Annotated in this window: 16 protein-coding genes; 8 read left to right on the forward strand and 8 right to left on the reverse strand. The window is 56.9% G+C overall.

The window, feature by feature from the left end; genetic code table 11:
* Window positions 1-31: 31 nt before the first annotated feature.
* Both GUC22_RS10280 and GUC22_RS10285 read right to left on the reverse strand, forming a co-directional pair.
* A complete protein-coding gene (locus tag GUC22_RS10280) occupies window positions 32-718 on the reverse strand; it encodes an RluA family pseudouridine synthase (RefSeq protein ID WP_004133628.1) in 687 nt (228 codons plus the stop codon).
* Between the two features lie 59 nt (window positions 719-777).
* On the reverse strand, window positions 778-1,671 hold the full coding sequence (locus GUC22_RS10285) for a LysR substrate-binding domain-containing protein (protein WP_004133627.1): 894 nt from the start codon (window positions 1,669-1,671) through the stop codon (window positions 778-780).
* 314 nt (window positions 1,672-1,985) lie between these two features.
* Between GUC22_RS10285 and pckA the strand changes: the two genes are divergently transcribed.
* Together pckA and GUC22_RS10295 are read left to right on the forward strand one after the other, a co-directional pair.
* Window positions 1,986-3,626: a phosphoenolpyruvate carboxykinase (ATP) gene (gene pckA / locus GUC22_RS10290; RefSeq protein ID WP_160183500.1), complete on the forward strand. Its 1,641-nt coding sequence runs from the start codon at window positions 1,986-1,988 to the stop codon at window positions 3,624-3,626.
* Window positions 3,627-3,854: 228 nt separating this feature from the next.
* Window positions 3,855-4,340: a hypothetical protein gene (locus GUC22_RS10295; protein WP_024357846.1), complete on the forward strand. Its 486-nt coding sequence runs from the start codon at window positions 3,855-3,857 to the stop codon at window positions 4,338-4,340.
* Window positions 4,341-4,436: 96 nt separating this feature from the next.
* Here GUC22_RS10295 and GUC22_RS10300 read toward each other — a convergent pair whose 3' ends face one another.
* Window positions 4,437-4,964, reverse strand: a complete 528-nt coding sequence (locus GUC22_RS10300) for a lipocalin family protein (RefSeq protein WP_004133622.1) — start codon at window positions 4,962-4,964, stop codon at window positions 4,437-4,439.
* 226 nt (window positions 4,965-5,190) lie between these two features.
* On the opposite strand from GUC22_RS10300, the gene uraH reads away from it, so the two are divergent.
* Window positions 5,191-5,601 carry a hydroxyisourate hydrolase gene (gene uraH, locus GUC22_RS10305; protein WP_024357847.1) on the forward strand — a complete coding sequence of 137 codons (411 nt, stop codon included), beginning with the start codon at window positions 5,191-5,193 and terminating at the stop codon, window positions 5,599-5,601.
* 69 nt (window positions 5,602-5,670) lie between these two features.
* Here the strand turns inward: uraH and GUC22_RS10310 are convergent, their stop codons facing one another.
* Together GUC22_RS10310 and GUC22_RS10315 are read right to left on the reverse strand one after the other, a co-directional pair.
* Window positions 5,671-6,105: a PTS sugar transporter subunit IIA gene (locus GUC22_RS10310; RefSeq protein ID WP_004133620.1), complete on the reverse strand. Its 435-nt coding sequence runs from the start codon at window positions 6,103-6,105 to the stop codon at window positions 5,671-5,673.
* Complete coding sequence (locus GUC22_RS10315) at window positions 6,102-7,541, reverse strand: sugar porter family MFS transporter (protein WP_004133618.1); 1,440 nt, start codon at window positions 7,539-7,541, stop codon at window positions 6,102-6,104. Before GUC22_RS10315 ends, GUC22_RS10310 begins: the two co-directional genes overlap by 4 nt.
* A 1,008-nt stretch (window positions 7,542-8,549) precedes the next feature.
* Between GUC22_RS10315 and GUC22_RS10320 the strand changes: the two genes are divergently transcribed.
* The 3 genes from GUC22_RS10320 (at window position 8,550) to GUC22_RS10330 (ending at window position 12,904) form a co-directional block, all read left to right on the forward strand.
* Window positions 8,550-11,762 carry a molybdopterin cofactor-binding domain-containing protein gene (locus GUC22_RS10320; RefSeq protein ID WP_160183501.1) on the forward strand — a complete coding sequence of 1,071 codons (3,213 nt, stop codon included), beginning with the start codon at window positions 8,550-8,552 and terminating at the stop codon, window positions 11,760-11,762.
* A 12-nt stretch (window positions 11,763-11,774) separates the two neighbouring features.
* Window positions 11,775-12,233 carry a (2Fe-2S)-binding protein gene (locus tag GUC22_RS10325; RefSeq protein WP_024357848.1) on the forward strand — a complete coding sequence of 153 codons (459 nt, stop codon included), beginning with the start codon at window positions 11,775-11,777 and terminating at the stop codon, window positions 12,231-12,233.
* Window positions 12,234-12,298: 65 nt separating this feature from the next.
* A complete protein-coding gene (locus GUC22_RS10330) occupies window positions 12,299-12,904 on the forward strand; it encodes an NTP transferase domain-containing protein (RefSeq protein WP_004133616.1) in 606 nt (201 codons plus the stop codon).
* A 64-nt stretch (window positions 12,905-12,968) separates the two neighbouring features.
* Here the strand turns inward: GUC22_RS10330 and fdhF are convergent, their stop codons facing one another.
* Together fdhF and GUC22_RS10340 are read right to left on the reverse strand one after the other, a co-directional pair.
* Complete coding sequence (fdhF, locus tag GUC22_RS10335; RefSeq protein WP_160183502.1) at window positions 12,969-15,116, reverse strand: formate dehydrogenase subunit alpha; 2,148 nt, start codon at window positions 15,114-15,116, stop codon at window positions 12,969-12,971.
* 136 nt (window positions 15,117-15,252) lie between these two features.
* The gene (locus GUC22_RS10340; protein ID WP_004133613.1) at window positions 15,253-16,725 is read right to left on the reverse strand and encodes a nucleobase:cation symporter-2 family protein; all 1,473 of its coding nucleotides are present in this window, start codon (window positions 16,723-16,725) and stop codon (window positions 15,253-15,255) included.
* Window positions 16,726-17,235: 510 nt separating this feature from the next.
* On the opposite strand from GUC22_RS10340, the gene ygfT reads away from it, so the two are divergent.
* Together ygfT and GUC22_RS10350 are read left to right on the forward strand one after the other, a co-directional pair.
* On the forward strand, window positions 17,236-19,176 hold the full coding sequence (gene ygfT, locus GUC22_RS10345) for a formate-dependent uric acid utilization protein YgfT (RefSeq protein WP_064342848.1): 1,941 nt from the start codon (window positions 17,236-17,238) through the stop codon (window positions 19,174-19,176).
* A complete protein-coding gene (locus GUC22_RS10350) occupies window positions 19,173-19,649 on the forward strand; it encodes a 4Fe-4S dicluster domain-containing protein (RefSeq protein ID WP_116943558.1) in 477 nt (158 codons plus the stop codon). Before ygfT ends, GUC22_RS10350 begins: the two co-directional genes overlap by 4 nt.
* A gap of 98 nt (window positions 19,650-19,747) precedes the next feature.
* Here the strand turns inward: GUC22_RS10350 and ssnA are convergent, their stop codons facing one another.
* On the reverse strand, window positions 19,748-21,079 hold the full coding sequence (gene ssnA / locus GUC22_RS10355) for a putative aminohydrolase SsnA (RefSeq protein WP_201746413.1): 1,332 nt from the start codon (window positions 21,077-21,079) through the stop codon (window positions 19,748-19,750).

Consider the following 21,079-nt stretch of genomic DNA (forward strand, 5'->3'; position numbering starts at 1 on the left):
ATTCGGTACAGGGGCTGGCGAGTGGGGCGAGTTAAAATCCGCAGGGACTTATCGCATCGATCCGCTCTCCGCTAACCGGATGCATGAAATGCAGTTCGCTGGCGTGCAGCATCAGGCGCGGCGCCTGTTCTGTTCCCGGAAGTAGCAGACCGCCGTAGAGGTCGCAGCCCAGAATAGGGTGACCAAGCTGCTGGCAGTGAATACGCAGCTGGTGGGTGCGGCCGGTTTCCGGCGTCAGCTGGACCCGCGTCACCGGCACGCTATCTTGATAACGCAGGCGCTCAACCACCCGATAGCCGGAACGGGCTGGCTTGCCGCGGCGCGGGCAAATCGTCATCAGCGGAAACAGCGCCGGATCTTTGGCTATCGGGGCGTCAATGGTACCTTCATCGTCCGCCAGATGCCCGCACAGCAGCGCGCTGTAGACTTTGCTCACCGCACGCTGGCTGAACTGCTGGCAGAGGGCGGCGTTGATGACCTTGTTGCGCGCAATCACCATCAGCCCGGAGGTGCCGAAATCAAGACGATGCGCCAGAGCGCAGCCGGGAAACTGCTGTACCAGCCGATAATGTACCGAGTCGAGATTGCGCGGATTTTTCCCTGACAGACTGAGCAAGCCTGCGGGTTTATCGATCAGCAGCAGATGCTCATCCTGATAGAGTATGTCGATTTCAGCGTGGCACGGCGGGGCGATAAAGGTATCGATAATCGTAGACATCAGGCTGCGCGAATAAGGAGTGGATGCGGATGATAGCGAATTTTCCGCCGCCAGGCGAATTATGCGCTCACGGCGCTCGTCGACTTAATATGCTGCCAGAAACGCTCGGCGGACTGATTGAGCCGCGCGCCGGAGCGATAGATGTAGGCGCCGATGGGCAGCGACAGGCTCGCATCCATAATCGCCAGGCGGCCTTCCTCAAGCTCGCGCTTGATCGAGTACTGCGGCAGCCAACCCACCCCGTCGCCGTTGAGGATCATGCGTTTTAATAGCTCGCTCATGGAAGATACGAAGGTTAACGAGAAGGTAATCTCCGGCTTGCGGTCGATAACCTGGTTCACCTGGCGACCCATATAGCTGTCGTTGGCGTATTTCATCAGCGGCAGCACCCCGCGGTGCAAATTAAAAAGCGGCCTGCCGTGTTTATCGCAGGGGGAGACGAGATGCAGCGCCGAGTCGAATATTTTGTGATTGATAAACGGATAGTTCATCAGCTCTTCATTATAAAACGACAGGATAAAATCACTCTTGCCTTCTTTCAGATTGAACACGGCGTCGTTGACGTTAATCGATTCAACATGAAAAGTTTTATTCTTTCTGTCGGTATAACCGGCGATAATTTCGGGGAGCAATAAAACGGAAAGCGAAGGCGCCGCGTCGATTCTTATTTTCTGAGTCGTGTTGTTCAGCCCTTTAATTCGGCTGATCTGGAAGTCCATATCGTCGAGCATATTACGCGCATAGCCGATAAAAATCTTTCCGCGGTTGGTGAGCTGGAGCGGGTTCGCCGAGCGGTCGAAGATGCTGAAGCCCAGCGAGGCCTCAAGCGCCTGAATCCGGCGGCTGAACGAGGATTGTGAGATATTCCGGCTTTTTGCCGCCAGCGTAAAGCTTCTGGACTCCTCAAGGGCAATCACATCGTAAAGCCATTTTACTTCCAGATTCGCCAGCACAGACTCTTTCCCCACCCCTGCAATAATAGCTATGCAATTTTAGCATAACGCATAGAAACTATGCAATTAACATAATTATCTACAGGTGTTAACATTTTTTGCAGAGTTAGCTTATGACTTATTCGTGTAAGCGATATGTCTAAAGTACAGGCGAAACCCTACACGAGCACGATTTTAAATCGCCGGCTCTGGTCTGCTCATCCTGTTTATTTAATTACCCGATGGTTTTTTATTAAAATAAATCCATCCGTTTCACTGACAGGTTGAAATAGCCTAATAGCATCTTATCCAGCCAATAGTTTGTCAGGAGTGCCATGTCACGTATTGAATCAGTAAAAGACGCTCTTCTTTCGCTCGGTATTCAGGAGAGCAGCGAGCTGTTTTATAACCCCGATTACGACTTGCTGATTGCGCATGAAACCAGCCCGGAATTAACCGGCGCGGCGCGCGGCGTCATGACCGAGTCCGGGGCGGTTGCCGTGGATACCGGGATCTTTACCGGGCGCTCGCCGCGCGACAAATATATCGTCAGGGACGAGCTGACGCGTGACACCGTCTGGTGGGCCGATTCCGGCCTGGGCCGCAACGATAATAAGCCGCTGAGCAGCGAAATCTGGGCTGACCTGAAGGCGCTGGTCGCCGGGCAGCTGAGCGGCAAGAAACTGTATGTTGTTGATGCCTGGTGCGGCGCCAGCCCGGCGACGCGCCTCGGCGTCCGCTTTGTCACCGAGGTGGCCTGGCAGGCGCACTTTGTGAAAAACATGTTTATTGCGCCGAGCGCCGAGGAACTGGCGGAATTTACGCCGGACTTCGTTGTCCTCAACGGCGCGGGCTGCACCAACGATAAATGGCAAGAGCAGGGGCTTAACTCCGAGAACTTTGTCGCGTTTAACCTCAGCGAAAAAATTCAGCTGATCGGCGGCACCTGGTACGGCGGCGAGATGAAGAAAGGCCTCTTCTCGGTGATGAACTATCTGCTCCCGCAGCGGGGAATTGCCTCGATGCACTGCTCGGCGAACCGCGGCGAAGCGGGCGACGTGGCGCTGTTCTTCGGCCTTTCCGGCACCGGTAAGACCACGCTTTCCACCGATCCGCTGCGTCAGCTGATCGGCGATGACGAGCACGGCTGGGATGATGACGGCGTGTTCAACTTCGAAGGCGGCTGCTATGCCAAGACCATTAATCTTGACCCGCAGGCCGAGCCGGAAATCTATCGCGCGATTCGCCGTAACGCGCTGCTGGAAAACGTGGTGGTCAGAGCCGATGGCAGCGTGGATTACGCCGACGGCAGTAAGACTGAAAATACCCGCGTCTCTTATCCGTTATCGCATATTGAAAACATCGTGAAACCGGTGTCGCGCGCGGGCCATCCGTCGAAGGTGATTTTCCTCGCCGCCGATGCGTTTGGCGTGCTGCCGCCGGTATCCCGCCTGACGACCGAGCAGATGCAGTATCACTTCCTGTCCGGTTTCACCTCGAAGCTGGCCGGCACCGAGCGCGGCATTACTCAACCGACGCCGACGTTTTCCGCCTGCTACGGCGCGGCGTTCCTGCTGCTGCACCCGACGCAGTACGCCAGCGTTCTGGCGGCCAAAATGGCGGAGGCCGGCGCCGAGGCCTGGCTGGTTAATACCGGCTGGAACGGCGAAGGCAAGCGCCTTTCGCTGCGCGATACGCGCAATATCATCAGCGCGATTTTAAACGGTACCACCGGCGAGCTGCGTGAAGAAACCGTGCCGGTGTTCGGTCTCGCTATCCCGCAGAGCGTGCCCGGCGTCGACAGCGCGCTGCTTGACCCGCGTAGCGGCTGGCCTTCTGCCGACAAATGGCAGGAGAAGGCCGAGAGCCTGGCGCAGCTGTTTATGGATAACTTTAAGCAATACAGCGATACCGACGCCGGGGCCCGGCTGGCGCTAGCCGGCCCGACGCTGGCCAAATCCGCCGTCACGGCATAAGCTATTTTTTCAGCGACAAGCCCGGGCACCCGCCCGGGTTTTTTTATATCCGCAGCGTTCCTGGGCCAGGAACTTGACTCTGCCTGGTTAGCGATTATAAATAAAGGGATGCGGGGTTAAGTATTGGGGCTAAATAACTTCGTGGCACAATTGTCATGAGAATTATCCTGGTAACCCTGCTGCAATGCTCTTCCCGCTACGGGGATATGGATAAATAAAGGAATGACTATGAAACTCTGGAGTAAAACGCTGATCGCTTCTGCCGTATGCTTATTTCTTGCCGGCTGTGATGATTCATCAAAAGTGGATGCCAATCTGGATAAAGCTAAAGACAATGCGCAACAAATTAAAGAGGCGGCGTCCGATAAAGCCGAGGCAATTAAGGATCAAGCCGATAAACACATCGACGCGATAAAAAAACAGGCGGCGGACGAGGCCAACAGCCTCAGCAGCCAGGCCTCCAGCATCAAGGCGGAAGCGGATAAAAAAGCGGAAGCTATTGCCCAGCAGGCGCAAGCTCAGGCCGATGCCGTTAAGCAGGATGCCCGACAGAAAAGCGATCAAATTGTCCAGGAAGCGGGAAAAATTAAAGACAACGCGATTGTTGACGCGAATAACCTTGCCAGCGATGCCGCGAATAAAACCAAAGAGATTAAAGAGAGTATCGCTCCCGCGAAAAGCGCTGACGATGCGGCTGCGGCTCCCCAGCAATAACTCTGTCATTATCACCCCCTTTTACGACATTATCTTCAGACCTCAGGTTGGCTGAAGATAATGTTGGTAAAAGAGGCCCGCGAACTATCCCCGGCGCTATCGATGATTCACCCAGACGAGCTTTTCGACCGGGAAACCGAGCTCCCGCGCAATGCCGAGATACTCCTGCCTCACGGATTCCGGGATGGTCGGCGTGCGCGACAGGATCCATAAATAGCCGCGATCGGGGCCGCTGACCAGCGCATATTGATACTGGCTATCCAGCGCAATCACGTTGTAGCCGCCGTAAAACGGGCCAAAAAAGGAGACTTTCAGCGCGGCGGTGGTCGGCGCGCCGGTGAAATACGCTTTACCTTCGCTCTCGCTCCATTTCTGTTTCCGCGGATCGTAACCGCGGTTGAGAACGCTGATACCGCCGTCTTTCCGTTGACCGTAGGTCGCGGTAACCCGCTCCAGACCGCGTTCAAAGCGGTTTTCGAGCCGGGCCACCTCATACCATTTCCCCAGATAACGGCTTGCGTCAAAGTTATTTATCGGCTGGACGCCCTTGGGCGGCGTAGGGGATTTACAGGCGACGAGCGTTAATGCGATAGCAACACCCGTCAGAACAGGCCAAATCTTCATGTGAAGTCCTTTTGTGAACGCGGAGAAAATAAGTATAGCGCAAGCGAGCGGGCCTTTATTCACGCCCCAGGGATGCACATTATATTCAGATAATTCTATAACTTCGAATGTGCTCGCTATTTTCCTCGTCCTGCTTTCGTTAAGGCGATTATCACAAAAAGTTGAATATATTTTAGCGGCCCAGGTGCTAACGTTTGAACGTTATTATTCACAACGGGAAAAGATCGTGAAAAAATTATCCAGTTTGATTCTGTTATCTGCAATCTCTGTCGCTCCAGCCGCGTTTAGCGCCCCCGTCGGGACGCTCAGCGTGCATATCCTCAATCAGCAGACGGGGCTGCCTTCGTCGGGTGTGACCGTTACCCTTGAAAAACAGCAGGCGGATAAATGGACGGCGCTCGCGAGCGGCGTCACGGATAACGATGGGCGTATTAAATCGCTGTATCCAGCAGAAGGGGATATGCAGCCGGGGGTTTATAAAGTGACCTTTAAAACCGGCGATGATTTCAGCAAACAGAAGCTGGCGACGTTTTTCCCGGAGATCCCGGTACTGTTTACCGTGACGCGTACCAATGAAAAGCTGCATATTCCGCTGCTGCTCAGCCAGTACGGCTACTCCACCTACAAAGGCAGCTAAGCGCGACGTCTACCCTGAATAAGCAAAAAGCCTGCGCGTAAGCAGGCTTTTATCAGGCGATGGCCGTGCTTAGTGATTCTGCTGGAGGATCCTTAAAAAATCCTCTTTATTGGCAATCAACGACAGCGCTCTGGCGATGACTTCGTCGCTAAAGATCGACGCCACTTCTCTCAGCACATCAATATGCTCACTCTCTTTGGCGATCACGCCAATGGCAATAAACATGACGTTATTTCTGTCCCAGATCACGCCGTCAGGGAACTGATAAATCTCCACCCCCGTTTTGACAATGATGCTGGTGGCTGATTTAGGCAGATGCGGCAGCGTAATGCCGTTACCCAAAAAGGTGGAGACCTGGCGCTCTCTTTCGGCAAGAAACGCCACGCAATCTTCGCTGACGTACCCTCTGGACCTGAAGTCCGCGCCAATCATGGCCAGCACTTCCGCTTTATTTTTCGCCCGGCACGACAGATGGAGATTATCCTGCGTAATAGTATCGATCATAATCCGCTTTCCTTGGTGGCCGTATTGAATCCTGCAGTAGATTTATTTGCCGACAGCTCCTCTTCCAGCTGCTCCAGCGATTTATTCGATGTTTCTGGCAGCGCCGTTATCACAAAGACAATCGCCAGGTAGTTGATCGCGGCAAAAATCAGGAATACCGGACCTAAACCGAGCTTGGCCTGCAATAATGGGAACAGATAGCTGACGATGGCGTTCATCACCCACATGAAAAATACCGATATGCCCATCGACAGTCCGCGAAACTTCAGCGGGAAAAGCTCCGCCAGCACCACCCAGGTGATAAAGCCCATGGTTCCCTGCATAACGCCAACGAACATCGCGCCGAGCAGCCAGATTGCCGTTGCTTTGATGTCACCGACCAGCGTGTAGTCTACGCCGGCAATGATAAGGTGCAGGGTGGCCATCAGCGCGAAACCATAAATAATGATGGTTTTACGTTTAAAACGGTCAACGAGGAATAGCACGCCAAAGAGCATGCCGCCGACGGAGAACACGCCATTGAGTACGTTGCAGATGAGGGAGGTTCTTTCTGAGAAGCCGGCGCTGCTGAGGATCTCAGTACCATAGTACATGATGACGTTGACCCCGGTGGTTTGCTGCAGCGCCGCCCAAATCACGCCGACCAGCAGGAGTTTGAAAATCCACGGCGTCTGAAGAATGGTGATAAAGGCGTTCTGGGAATGCAGCTTTTTGTCCGCCTCGGCCTTAATCAAGGTGGTGATATCGTTGAACTCTTTGGTTGCACGTTCAAGCGGGCGGATTTGTTTTAATATTTCCAGCGCTTCTTCATGACGGTTTTTACTGATTAGCCAGCGCGGGCTTTCCGGCGACCGCAGCATACCGATAAACAGGCAGATGGCGGGGATCGTCTGCACCATCAGCATATAGCGCCAGACGTCCGGTAGATGGCCCCAGAGAATGCCAATAATGGCGTTGATAGCAAAGGCGGCGAGCTGCCCGATAACAATGGCGACTTCGTTTAAGCCGGTCAGCTTACCGCGCATTTCGGTGGGCGCCACTTCAGAAATAAAGGTGGGCGCGGTGACCGAGGCTCCGCCGACGGCATAGCCGAGGATGAAACGTGAAATAAGCAGTACGGTAATGTCCGGCGCCAGCGCGGACATTAAGGCGCCGATGAAAAAGATGAAGGATAAAAAGAGCAGGTACTTTCTTCTGCCAAAGAAATCCGCGAATTTTCCGCCGAAAACGCTACCTAGCGCGGCGCCGATCAGCAACACGCTCATGACCAGACCTTCTGTGGTCGGGGTCAAGGCCATATATTGTTTCAGTGAGGAAAATGCGCCATTAATAACGCCGGTGTCATAACCGAATAACAGGCCACCGAATGTCGCTACTAAGGTTATTTGGTGTAGTCGCTTTCTCTGCTGTAGGTTCAGATTCATAATAAGAGACATTTTTATACCTTTTGTTTTGATTAACGGCACGAGATAAAAATGTGTCATCCCATCCCAACCACGCTCTGTCTTTTCGCTTTATGAAGCCTGGCTGACATAAAATGGTTTTTTGCCCTGAGTGCTCCTATCCAGCGCGATTGCAGCGCGCTAAATAAAACCGGTCAAAGAGGTTTCTTTTTGATGAATGATGAATCATCGGTATACGCGGGGTTTTGTCCTCCGGGATGGGTGAGGTTCAACATGTCCCGGGCAGCGTTGTGGTATGAACGGATGGTATGGCAAGGGCCAACATAAACGGTTCTGATAACTCCTGATCTCACTTCCTTCATTGCATCCTCCGGGGTTTGGATTTCTGCTGCACCATCAAGGTGGTCAGGGTGCGTTTAGTGAGAGGGTATTATTACCGCTGTAACTGAAACAAAAGTGCAAACAGATCACATTTTGAAAGTTTTATTTCGCTTTGTCGTTGTGGCTTATCTGTAACATCTATGTGTCTATAAAGGTTGTTTTTATAATTAACTGATATATAAAGTAATTTTTATGATTGATTACCCCCTTTCACGGCGACATCAGGGAAGTGAATTGTTAAAATTATGATATATATCACATTTGTTAACACACCTGGTTATGGAATTTAAATTTCATTATTGAGTTTATTTTATTTTTTATTCGAAATTTTAAGGGCGCAGCGGTAAGGGAAAAGTTGAACGGATCGCGCCGTCAGCGTGCTTTTTGACGCCGGTTGATGGAGGGTAATGATACTTATGGTCAATACCTGGCGGCGGGCCCTCTCTGAGAAATACCATTGAGAAGCGCCAATTATCATTGTGATACGCACGCTCTCTTTTTGATAATCCTCCCGACGATATCATCCGCTTTTTCTGGTTTAACCTGCCGCTATTTTTAGAGGCGCCTCACATAACTCAGCCTGAAATAACCCTTTATTTATAGGTGGCATAGCCATTGCTTTATTCCGTTATCTTTCTTTGTGAGTGGAGACTGAAAAATATGGATACATTGCTGGTTGGCAGTGAGGTGCCCCGCGTCGATGGGCTCGCCAAGGTGACGGGTAAAGCGGTCTACGGCGATGACATTATTATGAACAATATGCTGTATGGCGTCTGTCGCTACGTGGATATACCTGCCGGGCGCATCGACGCGCTCGACCTGTCGGAGGCGGAAAAAGTGCCCGGCGTCGTGCGTATTGCCACCTGGAACGATATTCCCGGCCAGCGCAAGCTGGGGGCGATCGTTCCCGATCATCCGCCGATTATCGACAAGGAGATCGCCTATCGCGGCGACGTGGTTGCCGTGGTGGCGGCGGAAACCTACGAGGCAGCCTGCATCGCGGTCGATAAAATCAAAATCACCTACACCCCGTGGGAGCCAATTACCTCCCCGGAAGAGGCGATGAAGCCCGGGGCGCGCCTTATTCACAGCGAACTCGATAGCAACATCATTAACCGCCACCATACGGCGAAGGGCGATATCGACGCCGGATTCGCCGCCTCCAGCCATATTTTCGAACGCGAGTATGAGGTGGGTTTCCAGGAGCACGGCTATATTGAGCCGGAATCGATTACCGCCTATCTGGATAATAATGAACAGATCATGACCATCGAGGGGTCGATTCAAAACGCTCACCGCACCCGGGCGGTGATTGCCAAATATCTTGACCTGCCCCAGGCGAAGGTGAACATTAAGCGCTCCGTGCTGGGCGGCTCTTTCGGCGGCAAGGATGACATTATTGATAACGTCTCCTGCCGGGCGGCGCTGCTGGTGCACCTGACCGGGCGGCCGGTAAAGATCTCCTATAACCGCGAACAGTCGATGCGCGAAAGCTACAAGCGCCACCCCTATAAGATGAAATACCGCATTGGCGTGGACGACGATGCGCGTATTCAGGCGATTAAAATCGACATTATCGCCGATGGCGGCAGCTACTGCGGCCAGACGGTGTTTGTCACCTGGCGCAGTTCCGTGCAGGCGGCGGGCCCCTACAATATTCCTAACGTGCGCGTCGATCTGGTGGGCGTTTACACCAACAACAACTACACCTCGGCCTACCGCGGCTACGGCGCGCCGCAGGTCATTTTCGCCAACGAATCGCTGATGGATGACGTGGCGGGCGAACTGGGCCTGTCGCCCGTCGAATTCCGTCTGCGCAACATACTTAAGCAGGGCGACACCAGCATGGCCGGGCAGGTCTTCAGCGAGCATACCGTCTCCGCGCAGGAGGTGCTGGAGAAAACGCTGCTCAAGGCGGAATACGAGGCCAAACGCGAGCACTACAAAAAGCTTAACGCGGAAGGCGGACCGATCCGCTACGGGATTGGCTTCGCGCTGAGCCATCGCGGCTGCTCTCTGGGGGCCGAGGGTCTGGATGCGTCCTCGGCGCTGATTCAGGTGAATGCCGACGCCAGCGTCAACATCTCCACCTCGGTATCGGAGAACGGACAGGGGCTGCAGACCACCATGTCGCTGCTGGCGGCGGAAGCCTTTGGGATTGGGCTCGAGCGGGTGATGTTCAGCGAACCGGCCACGGCGATGATCGCCGACGGCGGCTCAACGGTCGCTTCGCGCGGTACCCTGATGGGCGGGCAGGCGATTCTGAGCGCGGCGAACAAAATTAAACAACGCATGGCGGACGCCGTCAGGGAAACGCTAAAAGCGCAGAGCATTGACGATATCGCCTGGCAAAATGGCAAAGTGTTCAACCGCCACAACCCGGAGCTGAGTCTCAGTTTCCAGCAGGTGTGCGATATGACCCGGGCTACCGGGGCAAACCTCTCCGCCTACGGCTGGCACGTGGCGCCGAATATTCACTGGGATGAAGAGAAAGGCTGCGGCAGCCCCTATTTCACCTGGGTGTACGGCTGCCAACTGGCCGACGTGGCGGTGGATATGCGCACCGGCAAAATCACCGTCAATAACGTCGTCGCCACCCACGATGTCGGTAAAGTCATTAACCCGGTTGGTTTTAGCGGCCAGGTTTACGGCGGCGTGCTGCAGGGGATGATCGGTTACGGCATGCTGGAGGATTTCAACACCGAGCACGGGGTGGTGAAATCGGAAAACTTTGATACCTATCTGCTGCCGACCATCAAGGATATGCCGCACATCGATATCATTGCGGTGGAAAACTACGATAAAGCGGGGCCGATGGGGGCGAAAGTTATCGGCGAACCGGTACTGGAGCTCGGCGCTGCGGCCCTCAACAATGCGGTGAGCTTCGCCATCGGGCGGCCTAACCGGACCCTGCCGCTGACCCTCGAGCAGGTTCGCCTGGGTTACAACCTCAAAAAGCCGGAGCGCCAGAGCGAGCAGATGCTGGAGTCCGGCGATAAGAAACAGGTTCATCGCCTCAATACCCTGTCGCTGAGCGTCCCGCAAACCCTGAAGCAGGCCCTGACGCTGATGGCCGGGAAGGGGGCGATGCCCATCGCCGGCGGTACCGATGTGCTGGTGCAGGCCCGGATGCTGTCCGGCGAGGTGCCGCTTGTCAATATCGCCGGGCTGGCGGAGCTGAAGGAGATCTTTGATGTGGAGGGCGGCGTCTCGATTGGCTCCGGCGTCTGCTTTACCGATCTGGTTAAGCATCCGTTGATTCAGCAGCGCTATCCGCTGCTGGTTACCGCCTGTAAAACCGTCGGCTCCCTGCAACTGCGCAATCGGGCGACTATCGGCGGCAACATCGTCAACGCCGCTCCGTGCGCGGATTCTATGCCGCCGCTGATTATTTACGAGGCGGAGGTGGAGCTGCGCAGCGCGCGTGGGACGCGCCGGATGCCGGTCAGCGAATTTGTCATCGGCGGCTATCGCACCCTTCTTGAGCCCGATGAGCTGGTTATCCGCTTTATCCTGCCGGCGCCGACCCAGCAGCCGCTGATCAATCGCTATCTGCAGCTTGGCCGGCGCAATGCGTTGAACATTACGCGCCAGAGCTTGACCGGGCAGTTCATGGTCGATAAGGGCGTGGTTCGCCTGTGCCGTCTGGTGGATGGCGCGCTGCTGGCCAAACCGCAGCGGCTGCTTGAGGTTGAGCAGGCGCTCATCGGCCGGACGCTGGACGCCGCCACCATTGACTACGCGGCCGGCGTGCTTCACGCCAGGGTAGAGAAAGCCATCGGGGGACGCTGGTCAGCGCCTTATAAGGTCCCGGTATTTATCGATATGTTCCGGCAGATGCTGCAGGAAGTCATGACAGAGCAGAAAAAATAAGGAGCCATGAACATGAATCATATTGAGCTAAAAGTGAATGGCATCCGCATTGCCCGCGATGTGAAAGACAATGTCCGCCTGATCGATTTTCTCCGTGAGGAGCTGAAGCTAACCGGCACCAAAGAGGGCTGCTCGGTGGGGGAGTGCGGCGCCTGCACCGTGATTATGGACGGCAAATCTGTCTGCTCCTGCCTGCTGCTGGCCGCCCAGTGCAACGGGGCGGAGGTCACCACCGTCGAAGCGCTGCACCACGATCCGGTCGGTAAAAAACTGCAGAACGCCTTTATTCGTCACGGCGGCGTTCAGTGCGGCTTCTGCACGCCCGGCGTGTTGATGAGCGCCAAGGCGCTGCTGGATACCAACCCGAACCCCAGCGACGATGAGCTGAAAGAGGCGCTGGAGGGCAATATCTGCCGCTGTACGGGATATCAGCCGATCATCACCTCGATTAAAGCGGTGCTGAAATCCTGATCGCCGCAAGCGCCGCCGTCGCCAGTCGACGGCGGCGCTTTTTCGGCTGCAGGAGGAGGATGACAATGAGCAAAAAAGTCGATAAGCAGTGCATTATGCTGGCCGCCGGGCTCTCAAGCCGGATGGGCAAGTGGAAAATGATGCTGCCGTGGGGCAAAGGAACGATTCTGGATAGCGCCCTGGCCAGCGCCCTGGCGTTCTGCGATCGGGTGGTGCTGGTGACGGGGTTTCGCGGTGATGAATTGGCCGCGTGCTATCAGGATCATCCGGGCGTTGAGGTAGTCTTTAACCCGCAATATCAGGACGGCATGTTCTCTTCTGTGCAGTGCGGGGTCAGCCATATTCGCGACTCCCGGTTCTTTCTGGCGCTGGGCGATATGCCGGAGGTGACGCCGGGCGTCTACCGCCGGCTGTGGGACAACCCCGACGCCGAGAGCTGTCTTATTCCCGCCTACGAGCGCGGTAAAGGCCACCCGGTTCTTCTGCCGCAGCGGGCAATCTCGCTGATTCATCGCGCCCCGCAAGGGGCCACCCTACGAGACGTTATCGGTCAGATGGCGGTGCGCGTTATTCCCGTGGCGAGTCAGGGGATTCACTGGGACGTTGATACTCCGCAGCAGTATCTTGAGGTCGCGCGTCGCTGCCGTAAGGATCAGGCCGCTGTCGGTTAGCGTTGGCGAAGGGAATGAGAAGAGATACTATCGCCCTGGGGTGCGCACCCCGGGGCGATATTTTTTACCCCGCGGCGCTGTCGCGCAGACGGGTTTTCAGCTGGTTGTATTGATCAATAACGTACCGTTCGGCGGCTTGCCGATCGGCAATGCGCTCAACGTTAACCGCGCAGTACTTATACTCCGGGGTTTTAGTTATCGGGCTGAGATTCTCGGTGACCAGCTCGTTGCAGGCGCCGATCCACCACTGGTAGGTCATATAGACCGCCCCTTTATTCGGCCTGTCGCTGACCTTCGCCCGGGAAATCACCTTGCCTTTGCGCGAGTTAACCCACACCAGTTCTTCGTCCTCAATGCCGAGTTGTTTGGCGTCGGCGGTGTTGATCTGGATGTATCCCGGTTCGTCCGCCAGTTTGGCCAGCGCCGCGCAGTTGCCGGTCATCGAGCGGCAGGAGTAGTGGCCCACTTCGCGCACCGTGGAGAGCACCAGCGGATACTCGTCGCTCAGCTTGTCGATCGGCGCCTGCCATTCACAGGTGAAGAACTGCGCCAGCCCGTTCGGCGTTGAGAAGCGCTCCGCAAACAGATACGAAGTGCCCTGGTCCGCCTCCGACTCGTCGCGGCACGGCCACTGCACGTAGCCCAGCTCTCCCATCTTCTCGTAGGTCGCGCCGAAAAAGTTGGGGCACAGCTGGCGGAGCTCATCCCAGATCTGCTGCGTGTTGTCGTACTTCATCGGATAACCCATGCGGGTGGCGATCTCGCCGATGATCTGCCAGTCGGTCTTCAGATCCCACTTCGGCTCTACCGCCTTGAAAAAACGCTGGAAGCCGCGGTCCGCAGCGGTATAGACGCCCTCATGCTCGCCCCATGAGGTTGAGGGCAGAATCACATCGGCCGCCGCGGCGGTTTTGGTCATGAAAATATCCTGGACGATAACCAGTTCCATCTTTTCGAAGGCCTGACGCACGGCGGAAAGCTCGGCGTCGGTCTGCAGCGGATCTTCCCCCATGATATACGCCGCCCGCACTTCACCGCGCGCCACGCGGTGCGGCAGTTCGCTGATGCGGTAGCCGGGGTTCTCCGGCAGGCTCTCGACGCCCCAGGCGTTGGCGAACTTCTCCCGGTTTTCCGGGAATTTCACATACTGATAGCCCGGAAAGGTGTCGGGCAGCGCGCCCATGTCGCAGGCCCCCTGGACGTTGTTCTGGCCGCGTACCGGGTTAACGCCGACGTGCGGTTTCCCCAGGTTGCCGGTGAGGATCGCCAGGCTAGTCAGGGAGCGCACCGTTTCGACGCCCTGCCAGAACTGGGTCACCCCCATTCCCCATAGAATCATGGCGTTTCCGGCGGTGGCGTACAGCCGCGCGCATTCGCGAATCTGCCTGGCGCTGATGCCGGTGATGGCTTCCACCGACTCCGGCGTATAGCCTTCGACGATGTTGCGATACGCGTCGAAGCCTTCGGAACGCCCGGCGACGAAGGATTTATCGTACAGATCCTCTTCGATAATGACGTGCCCGATGGCGTTGAGCAGCGCAATATTGGAGCCGTTTTTCAGGGCAAGGTGCAGATCGGCAATGCGCGCGGTTTCGATTTTACGCGGATCGCAGACGATAATTTTCGCCCCGTTGCGTTTGGCGTTGAGGATATGATTCGCCACGATAGGGTGCGAATCCGCCGGGTTATAGCCGAAAATAAACACCAGATCGGTATCATCGATCTCGGTGATAGCATTACTCATCGCGCCGTTGCCGACCGACTGGTGCAGACCTGCAACCGAAGGGCCGTGTCAGACGCGAGCGCAGCAGTCGACGTTATTGGTACCAATAACGGCGCGCGCGAATTTTTGCATGATGTAGTTGGTTTCATTGCCGGTGGCGCGCGAAGATCCGGTGGTCTGAATCGCGTCCGGCCCATACTTCTCTTTAATGGCGCTCAGACGGGTGGCGACGTAGTCGAGCGCCTCATGCCAGGAGACGGATTCTAGCCTGCCGCCGCGCTGGCGGCGGATCATCGGGGTTTTCAGGCGCGGCGTGAGGATCTGGGTATCGTTAATAAAATCCCAGCCGTAGTAGCCCTTCAGGCACAGGGTGCCCTGATTGTTTTTTCCCATCGCGGCGTCGGCGCGGGTAATGTTTCCCTCCTCTACCGTGAGCTGCATTTTGCAGCCGGAGGCGCAGTAGGGGCAGACGGTCGTTATTCTCTTCATAGCAAGGGTCCTTAACCTTAGAACAGCAGGGCAAAACTAAAGCGGCCGTTCAGGCCCTGGGCGATCCCCTGCTGCACGACGGGGATCGCCAGCAGCAGCAGGGTTAGCAATGCGAACAGGAGTCTGGTGAGCATCATTACCCCTCCTGGGCTTCTTCCGGCTGTCTCTCCTTTTGAACTTTGCGCAGCAGGAGCCACATTCTGACGGTTCTGACGGCCATATTGCGCGCCGCCGAGCTTGGCGGGGCCGGATCGGGGACCGGCGTTTCGTGGTTAACGCGCAAAGGTACGCTGCCGTTGAGGGTGAGGTTGGCGACGATAGCCGTCAGGGTACCGATCGTAATCCCGCTGTGCAGAAACAGCTGAACCATCGGCGGAAACTGGGTGAATAAGTTGGGCACCAGCACCGGCATCATGCCGAGGCCGAGCGTTAATGCCACCACCATACCGTTATTATTGTTGCGGTAGTTGACCTGCCCCAGGGTACGAATACCGGACACCGCCACCATACCGAACATGACGATGCCCGCGCCGCCGAGGATCGGTTTCGGTATCAGCACCACCAGCGCCGCCATCCTTGAGAACACGCCCATCAGAATCAGAATGATGCCGGAGACCGACACCACAAAACGGCTGCGCACCCCGGTTAAACCGATCAGGCCGACGTTCTGCGCGAACGCGGCGTAGGGAAACAGATTGAAGAAGCCGCAAATAGTGGTCGCGATACCGCAGGTGTTAAGGCCGTTGCGCAGCATCTTCGCGTCCACCTTTTTCCCGACGATATCCCCGGTCGCCATCATCGAGGACATGGTTTCCACCATTACCACCACCATCACCATCGACAGCAGGGCGACGGGAATAATGTGAAACTCAGGTTTGGCGAAGGGCATCAGGGTCGGTAGATGGAGCCAGGGGGTGGCGTGGACGAGGCTAAAGTCGAGAGGCTTAAAGCAGCTCCAGAGTACGGTGCCGATGATAAGACCGATCAGCACCGACGTGTTTTTCACGACGCCGGAGGCAAAGGTGTAAATATTGAGAATAATCACCAGCGTAATCGCCGCCATCAGCAGCGAGAAGGGGGCGCCAAAGCCGCTCATTTCGCTGCTGCCGCCGCCAATCCATCCGCCTGCGACCGGCATAATTGACATGCCGATAAGCGTGACGATGCTGCCCATCACCACCTTGGGAAAGAAGCGGATGAGCTTACTAATCCACGGCGCGCAGCAGAGGATGAATATACCGGACACGATCACCGCCCCGGAAATACCGCCGATCCCGTACTCCTTACCGATCAGCACCATCGGGATTAGCGCCGCGAAGGTGCAGCCCTGGATAAGCGGCAGCCGACAGCCGAGCCACTTACCGACCCCCAGCGACTGCACGATGGTGGCCGCGCCGCAGATAAACAGGTCGGCGCTGATGAGTAAAATAATGTGTTCCGGCGGGAGCCCTACCGCGTTGCCCACCACCAGCGGAACCGCGACGGCGCCGGCGTACATCACCAGCACGTGCTGTAGCCCATAAAGAATCATTTGCGTAACGGGTAAAACTTCATCGACCGGCGCGGTCGAGCTCCCGTTTCGTGAGGCGGAATTGGCGATATCTTTCATGAAGTTGTTATCTCCTGTACGACTTCACTCTGTATAAGCGAGGACAAAGTTGAAGTTACGATTCGAAGGCCGCTGCCTCCCTGAGCCGATACGTTCATCAGCGTGTTGCGCGCACAATGAGGGATATGCGTAAGCTGTGCCAAAAATAAGCGCTGAGGGAATTGATGGGGAATTGTGTGAAATAACTCACGCGAAAAGGGCGGAATATCTTCCAGTCTGAAATTTCCTGCAAGACGCCCCGCGATAAATAAACGCGCGCTATCACATTGAGATAGGCAGAATCTCATTTTGGTATCGCGATCGATACGGTGAATTATCAACATGATTAAACCCGGGTGAAGGAAAACATCATCGCTCCGCGGCAGGGGATATTTATCGAGTCGCTAAGCGGGAATAAAGCCGTTTTTTTGAGGCTGCTCGCAAAAATGAGCGGCATATTAATCGCTTTTAAAAATGCGTCTGATTATTGCATTGCTCCCCGGTGAGTCCTGGAATAATAAAGGGAAGCAAATGAATAAATTTATCGTTGCCGATTCTGCAAACTGTATTGGCTGCCACGCCTGTGAAGTGGCCTGCGTCACCTCTCATCGCCAGGACAGCTGGCCCCAGCAGCGCAGCGACTTTCTTCCGCGCATCCGCGTGTTCTTCAACCGCAAGGCCAGCAGCGCGACGACCTGCCGCCACTGCAACGACGCCCCCTGCGTCGGCTCGTGCCCGACTCAGGCGCTGAGCGTGGCTAACGACAGCGTTCAGTTTACCGAGGCGCTGTGCATCGGCTGTAAAAACTGCGTCATCGCCTGTCCTTTTGGCGCCATTGAGATGGTGGCCAACGATGACGACGCGCCGCAGCTGGCGCAGAAGTGCGATCTTTGCCGTCAGCACCCGTCCGGCCAGCAGGCCTGCGTAGCCAGCTGTCCAACCCAGGCGCTGCGCCTGATGGATGAAGCCGCCGTTAACCAGCTGCGCACCGCGCGGCAGATCCGCTCCGCGCTGGAAAGACCGCTGGAGGGCGTTCGCGGTGCGAGACGTAACGCGATACTCAATAAACCTCCGCGCGTTGGGGCGAAAAAAGTGCCCGCCGATGACCGCCTGCGGCATTTCGGCGAAATCTATCAGCCGCTGAGCGAGCGCGATGCGGAATATGAGAGCGAACGCTGCCTCTACTGCGCACAGAAGGCGTGGTGCAACTGGACCTGTCCGCTGCATAACCACATTCCCGATTTCATCCGCCTGGTGAACGAAGGCAAGATTATCGAGGCGGCGGAACTGTGCCATCAAAGCAGTTCCCTGCCGGAGATTTGCGGCCGCGTCTGTCCGCAGGACAGGCTGTGCGAAGGGGCCTGCACCTTAAAGAACGAGGGCGGCTCGGTCGCCATTGGCAATCTTGAGCGCTATATCACCGATACCGCGCTGGCGATGGGCTGGCGACCGACCATCGACAACGTGGCCCCGCGCCCGGAGCGGGTGGCGGTGATTGGCGCCGGGCCCGCCGGACTGGGCTGCGCCGATATTCTGGTGCGCGCGGGCGTGCACGTTGACGTCTTCGATCGCCATCCGGAAATCGGCGGCCTGCTGACCTTCGGTATTCCGCCGTTCAAGCTGGATAAAAACGTGCTTGAGAGGCGGCGCGACGTTTTTAGCGCCATGGGCGTCAATTTTCATCTCAACCAGGAGGTGGGACGCGACGTGGCTTTTGCCGATCTGCTGAAAAACTATGACGCCGTTTTCCTCGGCGTGGGCACCTACGGTCTGATGGCCGCCGGTCTGGAGGGAGAGAACGCCCCCGGCGTGATTCAGGCGCTGCCGTTTCTGATTGCCAGCACCCGCGAGGTGATGGGGCTCGAAGAGAGCGCCGAGTATCCGCTGACCGACATCAAGGGGAAACGCGTGGTGGTGCTTGGCGGAGGCGATACGGCGATGGACTGCCTGCGCACCGCCGTTCGCCGCGGGGCCGAGAGCGTAACCTGCGCCTACCGTCGCGATGAGCTAAGCATGCCCGGGTCGAAAAAAGAGGTGGTGAACGCGCGGGAAGAGGGGGTGAAATTTGAGTTTAACGTGCAGCCGCAGCGCATTCAGCTCAACCGTAAGGGGCAGGTCTGCGCGGTGGAGATGATCCGCACGAAGATGGGCGATCCGGGCCCGGACGGCCGCCGCCGGCCGCAGCCGATCCCGGACTCCGGGTTTGAACTTAAAGCCGATGTGCTCATTATGGCGTTTGGCTTTCAGGCTCACGAGATGCCGTGGCTGCGCGGCCACGGCATTAAGCTGGACCGCTGGGGGCAGATAGTCACCGGCGGCAAAGGGCGCGGAACGACGCAAACCAGCCATGACAAAATCTTTGCCGGCGGCGACGCCGTGACCGGCGCGGACCTGGTGGTCACCGCCATGGTCGCCGGGCGGCAGGCGGCCAGCGAGATGTTGGCGCAATTCACGGCCCGGGAGGAGATATGACCCGTTTTATCGTTGCCAGTTCGCAGGCCTGCATCGGCTGCCGGACCTGTGAGGTAGCCTGTGCGCTGGAACACGTGGCGCCGGGGGCGGAGTTTCACCCCCGCCTGAAGGTGATGCGCCTCGACGATCTTAGCGTACCGGTGATGTGTCATCAGTGCGAGAATGCGCCCTGCGTGGGCGCCTGCCCGACCGGGGCGCTGAGCATGGGGGCGGAGAAGGTGGAAGCCGACGGCGGGCGCTGCATTGGCTGCCAGAGCTGCGTTGTCGCCTGCCCGTTTGGGGCGATTACCATCGAGGTGGCGGCCGGTCTGACGCCGGTTATCGTCAAGTGCGACCTTTGTGGTACCCGCGAGCGCGGCCCCGCCTGCGTTGATGTCTGCCCGACGGCGGCGCTGAGTATCATGACCGAAGAGCAGCTCAGAGCGCTGCAAAAGCAGCGCAATATCGCTACTGCCGCGCTGCTGTCGCTATAAACGTTGCGCCCGGCGGCGCGTAAGCTGCCGGGTCATTTCACGCGCGCTGTCTGCAAAAAAAACCGGCTTGTCAGGCCGGTTTAGCATTTTTGCACGGGCTATGCGGGGAGCGCATCCATTCGCGCCCACATTTTTTTCGCCACTTTCTGCGCTTCGCGGAATATCGGCTCGCAGTCGAAGCTGAACTGGCGATCCTCGTAGATCATCACGCCGTTCACCATCACGCTGCGCACGCTGTTTGCTCCCAGGCCGAAGGCGATATGTCCGGCGATGTTTTCCGCGATAAGCGGCGTCGGCGCCATATAGTCGCAAATGGTGAGGTCCGCTTTATAGCCCGCCTCAAGGCGGCCAAAGTGGGCGTTGAAGTTGCGATTCAACAGTTCATTACCGTTACTCAGCGCCTTCGCGAAGCTGTCCGGCCACAGCGGGCCGCCGGCGTCGCGGTGTTTAAAGAAGGCAAACTTCAGCTCCTCGAACATATCGGAACCAATGCCGTCGGTGCCGAGCGCCAGATTACGGATCTGCGGCAGGTGGTAGTTGTAGCCGACGTGATTGTTCATATTGGAGCGCGCGTTATGCACCAGGAAACCGTCCTGCGCATTGAGCAGCTCCACGTCAGCATCGGAGATGTACAGACCGTGAGCAATCAGCGTTTTACTGTTGATAAGGCCGAACTCCGCCAGCCGCGCCAGCAGATCCTTGCCGTAAAGGTGATGGCTGTGAGAGACATCGTAGCGGTCTTCCGCCGCGTGGATATGCAGGCCGCGGCCGGTGGCTTTTAGCGCTTCGCCCAGTATCGCCAGACCTTCATCCGGCACGGTGAACGGCGCATGGGCGCCGATATGGGCCTCGACCAGATAAGGCTGGTCTCCCTTCTCGCGGGCGGCGTCGATCTCTCTGGCGAAACGAATGTTCTCCTCAACGCTGTCGCGCAGCTCGCGGCTGCCAAAGTTGCGGTCGGTGGTTTCGAAGCAGGTCATCCCGCGCAGCCCGATTTTGAGGAAGGCGTTGCGCAGCTGGCTCAGGGAGCCCGTGATATAGTGGGGCGACGCATGGTGATCGATAACCGCCGTGCAGCCGCTACGTACGGCCTCCATAGCGCAGATCAGCCCGCTGTAGTAGAGCGACTCTTCGTCCAGCGCCCGGTCAAGGCGCCACCACAGGTTTTTCAGCGTGGAGATAAAGTCCGGACTGGGGGCGATATTGGCCTGAATCCCCCGGGAAAGGCCGGAATAAAAGTGATTGTGCGAGCAGACCATGCCGGGCATCACCAGTTGCCCGCGCATCTCTTTCACCTGCGCCTGCGGATAGCGCTGGCACAGGCCGGGGCCGACAGCGAGAATTTTATCATTCTCAATGGCGATATCGACGTTCTCCCACACTTTCGCCGGATAGATCTGCGCGGCGGTGGCATTTTTCAGGATCAGGAT

Origin of the sequence: Klebsiella sp. MPUS7, from assembly GCF_009905335.1 — a bacterium.
Lineage (GTDB): Bacteria > Pseudomonadota > Gammaproteobacteria > Enterobacterales > Enterobacteriaceae > Klebsiella > Klebsiella grimontii.

What these genes read in the sequence shown, in the direction of transcription:
- GUC22_RS10325 (WP_024357848.1), top strand. Translation starts at nt 11,775, where the DNA reads ATGAATCATATTGAGCTAAAAGTGAATGGCATCCGCATTGCCCGCGAT.
- GUC22_RS10330 (WP_004133616.1), top strand. Translation starts at nt 12,299, where the DNA reads ATGAGCAAAAAAGTCGATAAGCAGTGCATTATGCTGGCCGCCGGGCTC.
- GUC22_RS10340 (WP_004133613.1), bottom strand. Translation starts at nt 16,725, where the DNA reads ATGAAAGATATCGCCAATTCCGCCTCACGAAACGGGAGCTCGACCGCG.
- GUC22_RS10315 (WP_004133618.1), bottom strand. Translation starts at nt 7,541, where the DNA reads ATGTCTCTTATTATGAATCTGAACCTACAGCAGAGAAAGCGACTACAC.
- GUC22_RS10295 (WP_024357846.1), top strand. Translation starts at nt 3,855, where the DNA reads ATGAAACTCTGGAGTAAAACGCTGATCGCTTCTGCCGTATGCTTATTT.
- ygfT (WP_064342848.1), top strand. Translation starts at nt 17,236, where the DNA reads ATGAATAAATTTATCGTTGCCGATTCTGCAAACTGTATTGGCTGCCAC.
- pckA (WP_160183500.1), top strand. Translation starts at nt 1,986, where the DNA reads ATGTCACGTATTGAATCAGTAAAAGACGCTCTTCTTTCGCTCGGTATT.
- GUC22_RS10280 (WP_004133628.1), bottom strand. Translation starts at nt 718, where the DNA reads ATGTCTACGATTATCGATACCTTTATCGCCCCGCCGTGCCACGCTGAA.
- GUC22_RS10310 (WP_004133620.1), bottom strand. Translation starts at nt 6,105, where the DNA reads ATGATCGATACTATTACGCAGGATAATCTCCATCTGTCGTGCCGGGCG.
- GUC22_RS10300 (WP_004133622.1), bottom strand. Translation starts at nt 4,964, where the DNA reads ATGAAGATTTGGCCTGTTCTGACGGGTGTTGCTATCGCATTAACGCTC.
- GUC22_RS10350 (WP_116943558.1), top strand. Translation starts at nt 19,173, where the DNA reads ATGACCCGTTTTATCGTTGCCAGTTCGCAGGCCTGCATCGGCTGCCGG.
- GUC22_RS10320 (WP_160183501.1), top strand. Translation starts at nt 8,550, where the DNA reads ATGGATACATTGCTGGTTGGCAGTGAGGTGCCCCGCGTCGATGGGCTC.